Here is a 12,016-nt window from a genome sequence, read left to right as displayed (position 1 = left end):
GTGAGGCGTTAATGCGAAAAAGGCTTTCCAAGGACGAGCGACGACAGCAACTGCTGGATCTGTCTCTGGTGATTCTTGAGCGAGATGGAGCGGACGCTCTTACTCTGGCCACACTCGCCCAGGAAGCGGGCGTGACCAAGCCCGTGGCCTATGATCACTTCCAGAGTCGAGCCAATCTGCTTTATCAGCTATATGCTCGATTTGACCAGCAACTGGTCGATGTGACCCGGCGACAGGTTGCTGGCAAGGCCTGCTCACTGCAGGAGAAGGTGCATCATGTCGTGGCGCTTTATTTTGATTGTGTCAGGCTGTGTGGCCCTCAATACGAAGCTATCGTCTCGGCTTTAATGGCCTATCCCGAATATAAGAATATTCGCACCAACATTCGAAATTCCTTCGTGTATGTCTATCGGGAGATTTTCTCGGACTATGACACCGATGGGTGCCTTGACTATCGGCTGGTGGCGATATTTGGGGCGATCGAGGAAATGGCGAAAGCTACGATGGAGGATCAGGTTCCCTATGATCAGGCTGTCGTGACCTTGGAGTGTTTGATCGTCTCGGCTCTCCAGCGAGACTGACGGGGAAGGGCACGACCTTTTGCTTGTAGATTGCTGAATATACCCAGTATGGATCGATAACCTTGCTATAGAGGTGAGTGCACTCATAATCCCATGTGAAGGTGAGAATTTAGCAGCTGAAAACTAACGTGTAACCTGCTGATATTTATAGAGCAAATTGGCTGTATTGGCTGGCACTTAAACGAGTGTGTATCTATTTATAATCAATGGCTTACTTTGATAGCCGCGTGAAAATGGGGTTGCAAAGGTCGCAGGTTCGAATCCTGTCACTCCGACCAAACAGATAAAACGGTCACCTAGCTACTACAGCGGTGGCCGTTTTTTAGTTTTTAAGCTTAATTCTGGATTAGCAATCATTAGCATAAGTTGTGAAGCCTTCTGATCCCACGATGCTTAGCTAACTAAGCACGTCTGTTCTGCTAGGTTTAGCCTGCTAATAGACTCTGCGCGAGAGAGCCTGTCGCAAAAGCAAGTCCTGCCGCGGCGGTACCCATGGAAAGGGTGCGTATGCCTGAGCGCCAGGCCGGTAGGCCGTAGACGGCGCTCTTAAGCATGCCAATAGCAAGGAATATGCCGCAAGCCAGCCCTAGACTGGCTAGAAACTGTGTCGTGATAGTGATGCTAGGTATTGTATACGGAAGTAACGGTAGAGCACCCACGAGCAAAAAAGCACTAAAGGTAACTAACGCTGCCCGAAGAGGGTTAAGGCCAGCAGATGAAAGCCCATGCTCTTCTTGTAGCATGGTAGCCACCCATCTATCTGGTTCACGGCATATCGTTTCTACTACTTGTTCAAGTAGTTCTCCTTCAAAACCTTTGGCGTGGAAAAGTTGACGAATCTCTTCGCGTTCGCCCTCAGGCACCAGGTCGATATGTTGTCGTTCGATACGCTCAGTGCTGGCGATTTGAGCTAGCTGTGCCTGACCGGCTTCGTAATTGCTTACTGCCATACTGAAACCGTCAGCGATTAAGTTGGCGAAACCTAATACAAGCGCCACCTGTGGTGAAAAGCCTGCGCCAAATGCCCCCGATACGACCGCAAAAGTCGTCACGCAGCCATCGATAGCGCCGAGCACAGCATCGGGTAGCGTTGATGCTTTTACTGGAGCTGCCAGCCGCTTATGCACTGCATCCGGGTGATGATCATTGAGAAGGCTTTCACGGTTTGGGGTTGGCATATAGAGGCCTCATACTTCTCCAGGCTAAAAGCAGCATTGAATAATTGCTCTCCGCCTTCAAGTTAGCTTAGCCATGACTCAGAGCTCACTCCATATCTGCTCACGTAAGTCTTCGCTGAGTTCTGATACCTTGCGTATGCGGTTAAACGTTGCTTCTGCCATCTCTTCTGCAGTGTTGTGGTAGCAAACTGCCATTGACGAAAGGGTTTGAGGCCCTTCAAAACCGAGCATGCAGTAGGTTAGCTTGCTGTAGATCGGAGCCACCGATGAGATGAAATCCAGTTCATGACGAAGCGCTTGATTTGCTGCTTCGAGCCAGATCCGTTGTAGCTTGGTGGCAGAATGTGTGGTTTCCACCCAAGGCTGATACCAGAACACCAGCATTAGTTCGTCGCTGGCAGGCTTTGCTGTCAGGCTGGGAAACAGTATCGTTGTCATTGTGTTGGTTCCTCTTAGACAGATATAAATAGTATAGCCACCCTTAATAGATTGACTGTAATTAATCACTGTTTATTTGATAAGGGTCATATTTTATGGTCATGATGGTTTTTGTTTTTTTGTAATTTTTAAAGTATGACAAGCATATTTGAATAGTGTGATATTAATATTGTATTTTTCATTTGTAGTAAAAATATAATATAAAAACAAAGGCTTGTGCTTATGGTAGCCGGTAGCTATAGCTATGTGACGTATTCCTGGTGATGTTTTATCGGTGCACTTAGTCTTTATTGTGAGAGTTTTTTTGCGTTGCATCATTTCCTTGTTAGTTTATAAGTACTATCGGTATTGCGGTGCAGCAAGTTGCGGTAAGCTGACCGTATAGTTAACAAGGGAGCTTATGGATGAAAAACCCTCAAACACCAACGAATTCTTCTCAAGAGTGGCATGGTGCTTCGGTAGACCAAGCGCTTACGCGGCTGGCCACTACTGCCGATGGCCTATCCACCGTTGAGGCTCAAGCGCGCTTAGAGCGCTACGGGCTGAATCGTCTTCAGCAAACTCAAGAGCGGCCTTGGTATCGGCGTTTATTGGATCAGCTCAATAATATTTTAATTCTTATACTGCTGTTTGCTGCTGTTGCCAGCTTCCTACTTGGGCATAACATCGATGCGGCGGCCATTGTGGGAGTGGTGGTCGTGATTGCGCTGATTGGTTTTATCCAGGAAGGAAAAGCAGAGCAGGCGCTTGATAGCATCCGCAGCATGCTCTCTCCTCAGGCAAATGTCTTACGTGACGGGAAGCGCACTACTATTCCTGCCGACGAGTTAGTGCCTGGGGACATTGTGCTAGTGGAGAGTGGAGACCGAATACCTGCGGACGTGCGGCTTATTGAGGCGCGGCGTTTTCGTACCGACGAGGCGGCTTTAACTGGGGAATCTGTTCCTGTGGAGAAGCAGGCACACCCAGTGAGCGCAGATGTGGAGTTGGCGGAGCGAAGCAGTATGGCGTTTGCGGGCACGATTGTGGTGCAAGGCAATGCCCGTGGTTTGGTCGTTGAGACGGGGCGCTACACTGAAATAGGCAAAATTTCTGAGCTTCTGCGCCGTGTGGAAAAAATTAAAACGCCGCTGCTTCAGCAGCTTGATCGCGCAGGCAGGGTGCTGGCAGTTTTTATCTTGGGTGCAGCGGCTATTACCGCGTTGTTAGGCATGTTCCTTCATGGCCAGCCTGCTGCGGATATGTTTATGGCTGCTGTTGGTCTCGCGGTAGCCGCGATTCCTGAAGGTCTGCCCGCTATTGTCACCATTGGGCTCGCGCTTGGCGTGCAAAGTATGGCGAAGCGCAATGCTATTATTCGCCGGCTTCCCGCAGTTGAAACGTTGGGCTCCATCTCAACTATTTTTTCGGATAAAACGGGCACATTGACGCGCAATGAAATGACCGCGCAAGCGGTATGGCTGGGTGACGAGCAGTTTCTAATCGAAGGTATTGGTTTCTCGCCTAAGGGGGATTTTTATCGACTGTGTGCCAGCGGTGAACAAGAAACTGAATGTGTTGATATGGACAGTACCCAACCGTTAAGCGACTTTTTATGTGCTGGCGTACTGTGTAATGACACTGAGCTACAACAGCAGGCAGGGCAGTATCAGATTTACGGCGACCCGACAGAGGGCGCGTTAGTGGTTGCCGGCGAAAAAGCAGGTATCAAAACCTCAGAGATGCGCCAACAGTTTCCGCGGGTAGATGCGATTCCTTTCGAGTCAGACTATAAGTACATGGCCACTTTGCATGCACAAGCCGATGGCCAGCGTATCATCGTAAAGGGAGCGCCTGATCGTTTGATAGAAATGTGCGATAGCGTTGCTACTACAAAAGGCACCGCCGCTATTGATCGTAAGGAGTGGGAAAACCGCATTCACGAACTTTCCTCACGAGGTTTACGCGTTCTGGCCATCGCCGATAAATCCGCCGCTACGATTGATGAGCTTGACCATCACCATATTGAAGGTGGCTTGCGCTTATTGGGAATTATTGGCTTGCTGGATCCTCCTCGAGAGGAGGCAATCGAGGCGGTTAAGCGTTGCCAACAAGCGGGTATACGCCCCGTTATGATTACCGGTGATCATGCTTCGACAGCGCTGGCTATTGCTAAACAACTGGGTTTTGCGCAAACCCAGAAAGCGCTTACCGGGCGAGAAATTGAAGCGATGTCCGACCAAGCATTAGAGAATATCATTCTAGAGATCGATGTCTTTGCTCGGGCATCCCCAGAGCATAAGCTGCGTTTAGTAAAGGCGATGCAGGCACGGGGCGGAGTTTGCTCCATGACTGGGGATGGCGTTAATGATGGGCCAGCCTTAAAGCGTGCTGATGTCGGCGTTGCTATGGGAATACAGGGGACTGAGGCGGCGAAAGATGCCTCTGAAGTGGTGTTGGCAGACGATAACTTTGCCACCATTGTCAGTGCAATTGAAGAAGGTCGCAAAGTTTACGATAACATTCGTAAAACGATCACTTTTATTCTGCCTACCAACGTTGCTCAGGGCTTGGCGATTATGCTTGCTGTGTTATCAGGCTCGGTACTACCGGTAACACCGTTGCAGGCATTATGGGTAAATATGGTGGTTGCGATTACGCTAGGCTTGGCATTAGCGTTTGAGAGTGGGGAGAAAGACTTAATGACGCGCCAGCCAAGAGATCCTAAAGCACCGATGCTGGATCTGTTTTTATTATGGCGAGTGGTTTTTGTGTCTGTGCTGTTGCTTGTTGGCGTCTTCGGCATGTTCTCTTGGATACTTAACCAGGGTGGAAGCGAAGCGTTAGCGCGGGCAGGGGCGGTCAATATGCTAGTTACTGGCAGTGCCGCTTATTTGATTAACAGTCGTTTTTTAATTAATAGTACCTTGTCGTTTGCTGGCATTTTTGGCAGTCGCCCGGTATGGGTCGCTATTGTGATGGTGATGCTGCTGCAAATGGCGTTTACCTATCTACCCTTTATGCAGCTTATCTTTGATAGCGAAGGGTTAAATATGGCGCATTGGCTAGCTATTGTTGTCAGCAGTGGAATGATATATGTGTTAATTGAAGCTGAGAAGGCAGGTTGGCGAATGCTCGATGGCAAATAGACATAGACATAGGCTGAGGACGGGCTAATTGTCATTCTGTTTAAAGCCGAAAGCGCCACTAGGGGGTAACAACCCCGGGTGGCGCTCATCCTGCTCAGGTTAGCATAGGCAATCTATCTAGCCTTGTGAGCGGTGATCCGCAAGGGCGGCTGCAACGGCTTCTTCCCATTGGCCGGCGGTAATTTCCCAGTGCGCCATTTCATCCTGATCCGGCGCGCCTTCTGAGGCTGCATTGAGTTCCTCAGGGGAGTAGCGTTCAAAGCAGTGCTTGGCGAATGCTTTGGTTTTTCCATCCCGAAGCTGATCAATCATTTCCATGCTATTTATCCTTTCCTTGGTGGTGGTTCCTACCTTGCCATGAGTGGTTTAGGCAAGGTGTTATGACTGCGTCATTAGTGTAGCGGTTTGGCCCCCTTTCTGCCCAGTATGCCGCTCGCTAGGCGTTAAAGTGCAGCATCCACAATAATTTTCACTGCAATGCCTGCCAGCAACAGCATGATGAGATTATCAAACCAACGGTGCGGTAAGCGTTTACCGAGCTGTGCGCCAATGGGCATGGCGGCGAGAATGACGAATAGCGCTATAAAGCTGTAAAGCGTGCGTTCCCGTGTGAGTATTTCCGCACTCAGCAGCGCCGGTATTTGCACGCAGGTGATAGCAACAAAAAACACAGAAATAGAGCCAATGAATACGCGGCGCTCCAATTGCATGGCGTTCAAAAATGTCACAGAGGCGGGGGCAGACATACCTGCAGCACCCTGAAGAACGCCGGCCAATAAGCCGACAGGCAGTACGATGCGGTTAGCAGTAGCGAAGGGAAGAGCGAGCGTTCGCCTAGCTATTTTGATCACTAAATAGAGCACGATCGATGCCGCCACCCCGAGCGATAAAAGCGTGGGGGATAGCGCAACTAGTCCCCATGTGCCCAGCACAATGCCTAATCCACCTGATAGTGAGAAGGCGGCGAGAAATCGCAGCGGTAACAAATGGTGGCGATATTGCCATACTTGTAACATGTTACTAAACAAGTTGGGGGCAATTAACACGGCAATCGCCAGCTTCACGTCGTAAAGCATGGTGAGTACAGGGACTACAATGACCGGCACACCAGAACCAATAGCACCTTTGATGATGCCTGCTGCGATCAGCGTTAAAAGAGCAATAATCACGGTGAGTTTCCTGGGGGATCAGGCGCAGCGCGGTTGGACTGCACCTGATGAAATCGATATTCACTAAATTAGTTACTTTAGAACATAGCAGGGTGTATATGCTTGTCCATCAAGTTTCATGCGTCCTTGGGCGACAAATGAGGTTAATAGCTCGTCTAAGCGTTGCATGAGTTCTGGTTCCGCGGTTAACTCAAAAGGCCCATGGGCTTCAATTGCTCGAATCCCTGGTTCTTTAACGTTACCCGCCACAATGCCCGAAAAAGCACGCCGTAAGTTGGCCGCTAGTTCATGGGTAGGCTGCTGACGATGAAGCGCTAGACCACGCATAGCTTCATGGGTGGGTTCGAAGGGGGCCTGAAAGTCGCGGGCAATGGTAAGACGCCAGTTGTAGTAAAAAGCATCCTGATGCTTACGGCGGAAGTCGGCAATCGCGTCAATCTCTTCACGCATTTTACGTGCGACGGCCACGGGGTTGCCGGTAATAATCGTGTAGTAGCGGCGGATATCCTCGCCCAGCGTATAGACTAAAAATTCATCGATTTTCTGAAAGTACTCAGCGGAATCGGCAGGGCCGGTAAACACGAGCGGGTAAGGAATATCGTGATTGCTTGGATGAAGCAGAATTCCCAGCAGGTAAAGAATTTCTTCTGCAGTACCTACGCCTCCGGGAAAAACAATAATACCGTGCCCTAAGCGCACGAATGCTTCGAGCCGTTTCTCGATGTCTGGCATGACAACCAGCTCGTTAACGATAGGGTTGGGCGCTTCGGCTGCAATAATGCCTGGTTCAGAAATGCCCAAATAGCGGCCATCTTTACGACGCTGTTTTGCATGGGCAACGTTAGCGCCTTTCATGGGGCCTTTCATGGCGCCAGGGCCGCAGCCGGTACAGATGTCTAAATCACGCAAGCCAAGGTGATAACCAACGTCCTTGGTATATTCATACTCTTCTCTGGAAATCGAGTGGCCACCCCAGCACACCACCAAACTTGGATCGCGTCCGGGCTTTAGCGTGCCCGCCTTGCGCAGGATATGAAACACGGCGTTAGTTGTGCCTTCGCCCGTGGTTAAGTCAAACCGCTTGTGGTGTTGGATTTCGTTGTAAACATAAACTATGTCGCGAAGAATTGATGATAAGTGTTCACGTATACCACGAATCATTCGTCCGTCGACAAAGGCTTCGGCGGGCGCATTGGTTAGCTTAAGACGTATGCCTCGGTCTTGCTGTAAAACTTCAATATCAAAGTCTTTGTAGGCTTCCATAATGGCCAAACTATCATCCGTTGGGCTGCCGCAGTTAAGCACCGCAAGTGCACAGCGGCGTAGCAGATCATGCAAGCCACTTTTAGAGGTGCTTTTTAAGCGGTTGACCTCATGCTGGGAAAGCACTTCGAGGCTGCCTTCCGGGGAAATAATGCTGGAAATGGTGGCACGCGGCACTGGAGGTTGCGTCATTAGTCTGGCTGTCCCTAATCATATTGTTAACGAAACCACATACTATCATGGCCTTTACTAACTGAATTAAAACAATAAGGGTAGTGTGCTCCTTAGCGTCCGTTAAACGGCGGATTGTGCTACCCTGTGCTTTCGTTGAGAGCACACGGTGGCTAGTCAAGATGGCGCTTTATTATGTTTAATGCCCAGTATTTTCGGACGTTTATAACGTTAGTGGAAACGGGGAGTTTCACACGAACTGCGCGCCGTCTGGAGATGACGCAGCCTGGCGTCAGCCAGCATATCCGCAAGTTAGAAAGCTATTTGGATAAACCGCTGATAGAGAGAAAGGGCAGAAGTTTTACGCTAACGGAGTCTGGACGAAGGGCTTATGATTATGCGCTGAAGCTATTTGCCGAGCATGAGCAGTTTCGCCATGGTTTAGATGACGACTCACTGGATAGCGGCGAATGCCGGATTGCTTCTCCAGGCAGTGTTGGGTTGATGTTTTACCCTTTTATTCTTGGCCAGCAGCAGATGCATCCTAACTTAACGGTCAACTACAGTTTTGCTTTTAATCACGAAATCGTTAATGACCTGCTTGAAGGCCGCTACGATATTGGCATCGTAACTGAGCAGGTCAACCATACCGAACTGACCTGCACGGTATGGCACAAAGAGCCATTATGCTTAGTCGTACCTGCTGATTTCGCTGGTAGCACGCTTTCCGACCTAATGGGCATAGGCTTTCTTAATTATTACGACGGTATTAATCACGCCAATGCACTGCTGCGCGCTAATTATCCAGACGAATTTCGTTCAATGACGCATTTTCGGCATCAGGGATTTACTAACGAAGTGAGCATGGTGCTGGATGCAGTCGCTCGAGGGTTGGGATTTACCGTGGTGTCACGTTTGGTGTTAGAGACCTCTCCTTGGCAGCGCCAAGTAAAAGCCTTGGCGCTGCCTCAAGGGATTAATGAAGTGCTCTATCTGCTGCGTCGGCGCGATTCAGTCTTGCCGAAACGTTATGAAAAGCTGCTGGAGGGCTTTCATCACCAACGCCTGCAAGAAAAAACGCCCCTGGTGCCCGAATAACGGGCGCCAAGGGCGTTTAAGTGTGTTGGCTTAAGAGCGTATGCGGTGAGTATTAACGGCGATATTCGTCAATGCTAGGGCAAGTACAGATGAGTTGCCGATCGCCGAATACGTTATCAACGCGGTTAACCGCAGGCCAGTATTTTGACGCAGCAACCGCCTCTGTTGGGAAAGCGCCTAGCTTACGGTCATAAGGGCGCTGCCACTCGCTATCCATCAAATCTGCTTGGGTATGAGGGGCGTTCACCAGCGGGTTATTATCCAGCGGCCATTCGCCCTTTTCGACACGCGCAATCTCTTCTCGAATCGCGATCATAGCATCACAGAAGCGATCAATTTCATAGAGTGACTCAGACTCAGTGGGCTCGATCATCAGTGTGCCTGGCACAGGGAATGACATGGTCGGGGCATGGAAGCCGTAGTCCATCAGCCGCTTGGCAATATCTTCTTCACTGATACCGGAAGCACTCTTAAGCGGGCGAATATCGATGATACACTCGTGGGCGACATTGCCGTTCTGGCCACGGTAGAGAATCGGATAAGCACTCTCTAATCGCTTGGCAATATAATTGGCATTAAGAATAGCCAGCTCAGTGGCTTCGCGAAGCCCACGTGCGCCCATCATCTTAATGTATGCCCAAGAGATCGGCAGAATTGACGCGCTGCCAAATGCTGCAGCGGAAACCGCACTATTTTCTGGATTAACACCATTAATAGGCGTAACCACGTGATTGGAAACGAAGGGGGCAAGGTGAGCTTTGACACCGATCGGGCCCATGCCCGGACCACCGCCACCGTGGGGTATGCAAAATGTTTTGTGCAGATTAAGGTGTGAGACATCACCACCGAAGTCACCAGGCCGCGTCAACCCTACCTGAGCGTTCATATTGGCACCATCCACATACACTTGGCCGCCATGCTGATGTACTACCTCGCAAACCTGGCGAACATGGGACTCAAATACACCGTGAGTGGAGGGATACGTGATCATTACGGCAGATAGCCGATCACTGTGCTGCTCGGCTTTACGCGTTAGGTCATCCAGGTCAATGTTGCCATTGGCGTCACACTCAACCACGACAACGTCCATGCTAAGCATGGCGGCCGACGCTGGGTTGGTGCCGTGGGCAGAGCTGGGGATTAAGCACACATTACGATGAGCTTCTCCTTGTGCTGCCTGATAGCGACGAATGGCCAGCAGACCCGCATATTCACCCTGGGCACCCGAGTTGGGTTGCATAGAGATATGGTCATACCCCGTCACTTCCACTAAGAAGGCGGCTAGCTCATCAATCATTTGATGATAGCCGGCCACTTGATCGCGAGGGGCGAACGGATGGAGGTGCGCAAACGCAGGCCAGGAGATCGGAATCATTTCACTGGTAGCGTTTAGCTTCATCGTGCACGAACCCAGCGGGATCATGGCGTGAGCTAAGGAAAGGTCTTTATTTTCGAGACGTTTCAAATAACGCAGCATCTCGGTTTCACTGCGATAACGGGTAAACGTAGGATGTTCCAAAAAGCTGCTTTCACGCCGATACAGCGCAGGAATGCCGCTGAGCTCGTCATTAATGACCTGTCCATCAAGCGCTGCGACGGACAAGCCGTGCTCATCGCCTAACAGCACATCAAACAGCGTCGCGACGTCATGAGCCGTTGTCGTTTCATCCAGGCTAATGCCCACATCGCCATTGGCGAAGTAATGAAGGTTGATATCATGCGTCATGGCGCGGCCATGAATTTTACCCGCATCTACCTGGGTCAGGCGGAGCGTATCAAACCAGCTGTCGTTTGCTAACGTGACCCCACCTTGCTTAAGGCCTTCCGCTAGCAAGGTAGTGAGGCGATGTACGCGGCCTGCAATTTTGCGAAGACCTTCTGCACCATGGTAAGTGGCGTAGAAGCCAGCAATATTCGCCAGTAGTGCCTGGGCAGTACAGATATTCGAGGTCGCTTTCTCGCGGCGGATATGCTGTTCGCGGGTTTGCATGGCCATGCGCAATGCAGTGTTACCGCGGCTATCTTTGGAGACACCAATAATGCGCCCTGGAATGGAGCGTTTCAGCTTGTCGGATGTAGCAAAGAAGGCAGCGTGTGGTCCACCAAAGCCCATGGGGACACCAAAACGCTGAGAGTTACCGACAACGATATCAGCGCCCATTGCGCCTGGTTCTTTAAGCAGCACGAGGCTCAATAGATCCGTGGCGATGCACGTCATGATGCCGCGTTCTTTGGCAGCGCTTAGTAGCGGAGAAAGGTTCGTGATGTTGCCACTGGCGGAAGGGTATTGCACCAGGGCACCAAATACATCGTGTTCTGCCAGCGTTTCAGCAGGACCACTGATTAGCTTAAAGCCAAAAAACTCCGCGCGAGTTTTAATAACGTCTATTGTTTGCGGAAATAGGTCATCGGCAATAAAGAAAGCCGTTGACTTACTCTTCTTGTTACTGCGCTTGCAAAGCGCCATCGCTTCCGCAGCGGCAGTCGCTTCGTCCAGCAATGAAGCATTGGCAAGCTCCATGCCGGTTAAATCCATAATGACCTGCTGGAAGTTCAGCAAGCCTTCTAGTCGGCCTTGAGAGATCTCAGGCTGATAAGGCGTATAAGCGGTATACCAACCCGGGTTTTCCAGCACATTACGCTGTATGACCGCTGGCATGTGGGTACCGTAGTAACCTTGGCCGATGTAGCTTTTAGCCACACGGTTTTGGCGCGCCAGCTGGCTTAGGTAGTCTAATGCTTCGGCTTCGCTGCGTGGGACATCCAGGGCTAATTCACGGTCAAGGCGAATGTCGCTTGGCACGGTTTGCTCAATCAGATCTTCCATGCGCTGCAAATTGAGCGCTTTTAACATGGTGTCGACATCAGCGGGACTAGGCCCATTGTGGCGTTTGATAAAAGCATCATGGTCGGCCAGTTCGGCCAAACGGCGTGTTTCAAATGGCATGGGAGGGTTCCGAACGTAATGAGAAAACCGCGCAGGGTGAAAC

Annotated in this window: 9 protein-coding genes; 3 read left to right on the top strand and 6 right to left on the bottom strand. The window is 50.5% G+C overall.

The annotated features are described in order from the left end of the window. Window positions 1-11: 11 nt before the first annotated feature. Window positions 12-581 carry a TetR/AcrR family transcriptional regulator gene (locus HVE01_RS08125; RefSeq protein WP_146943422.1) on the top strand — a complete coding sequence of 190 codons (570 nt, stop codon included), beginning with the start codon at window positions 12-14 and terminating at the stop codon, window positions 579-581. A gap of 425 nt (window positions 582-1,006) precedes the next feature. Here HVE01_RS08125 and HVE01_RS08120 read toward each other — a convergent pair whose 3' ends face one another. Together HVE01_RS08120 and HVE01_RS08115 are read right to left on the bottom strand one after the other, a co-directional pair. Continuing rightward, window positions 1,007-1,759: a VIT1/CCC1 transporter family protein gene (locus tag HVE01_RS08120; RefSeq protein WP_125748105.1), complete on the bottom strand. Its 753-nt coding sequence runs from the start codon at window positions 1,757-1,759 to the stop codon at window positions 1,007-1,009. Between the two features lie 78 nt (window positions 1,760-1,837). Then, window positions 1,838-2,197 (bottom strand): hypothetical protein, encoded by a 360-nt coding sequence (locus HVE01_RS08115; protein ID WP_146943420.1) that lies wholly within the window; start codon window positions 2,195-2,197, stop codon window positions 1,838-1,840. Between the two features lie 404 nt (window positions 2,198-2,601). Between HVE01_RS08115 and HVE01_RS08110 the strand changes: the two genes are divergently transcribed. Continuing rightward, entirely contained in the window at window positions 2,602-5,325 is a 2,724-nt protein-coding gene (locus HVE01_RS08110) for a cation-translocating P-type ATPase (RefSeq protein ID WP_146943418.1), read from the top strand. A 117-nt stretch (window positions 5,326-5,442) separates the two neighbouring features. Here the strand turns inward: HVE01_RS08110 and HVE01_RS08105 are convergent, their stop codons facing one another. The 3 genes from HVE01_RS08105 to ppnN all read right to left on the bottom strand — a co-directional run bounded on the left by HVE01_RS08105 (window position 5,443) and on the right by ppnN (window position 7,949). Further along, window positions 5,443-5,643 (bottom strand): hypothetical protein, encoded by a 201-nt coding sequence (locus tag HVE01_RS08105; RefSeq protein ID WP_125748099.1) that lies wholly within the window; start codon window positions 5,641-5,643, stop codon window positions 5,443-5,445. Between the two features lie 125 nt (window positions 5,644-5,768). Continuing rightward, the gene (locus tag HVE01_RS08100; protein ID WP_146943416.1) at window positions 5,769-6,494 is read right to left on the bottom strand and encodes a sulfite exporter TauE/SafE family protein; all 726 of its coding nucleotides are present in this window, start codon (window positions 6,492-6,494) and stop codon (window positions 5,769-5,771) included. A 72-nt stretch (window positions 6,495-6,566) separates the two neighbouring features. Then, window positions 6,567-7,949 (bottom strand): nucleotide 5'-monophosphate nucleosidase PpnN, encoded by a 1,383-nt coding sequence (ppnN, locus tag HVE01_RS08095; RefSeq protein WP_125748093.1) that lies wholly within the window; start codon window positions 7,947-7,949, stop codon window positions 6,567-6,569. 174 nt (window positions 7,950-8,123) lie between these two features. Here ppnN and HVE01_RS08090 point away from each other — a divergent pair, with 174 nt between their 5' ends. Then, window positions 8,124-9,026, top strand: a complete 903-nt coding sequence (locus tag HVE01_RS08090) for a LysR family transcriptional regulator (protein WP_125748090.1) — start codon at window positions 8,124-8,126, stop codon at window positions 9,024-9,026. Window positions 9,027-9,078: 52 nt separating this feature from the next. Here HVE01_RS08090 and gcvP read toward each other — a convergent pair whose 3' ends face one another. Next, entirely contained in the window at window positions 9,079-11,973 is a 2,895-nt protein-coding gene (gene gcvP / locus HVE01_RS08085; RefSeq protein WP_146943414.1) for an aminomethyl-transferring glycine dehydrogenase, read from the bottom strand. Window positions 11,974-12,016 lie beyond the last annotated feature (43 nt).

This window comes from Vreelandella venusta (genome assembly GCF_007989605.1).
GTDB lineage: Bacteria > Pseudomonadota > Gammaproteobacteria > Pseudomonadales > Halomonadaceae > Vreelandella > Vreelandella venusta.
The sequence above is the reverse complement of the archived record's forward strand: the minus strand, read 5'-3'. Positions and strand labels throughout refer to the sequence as shown.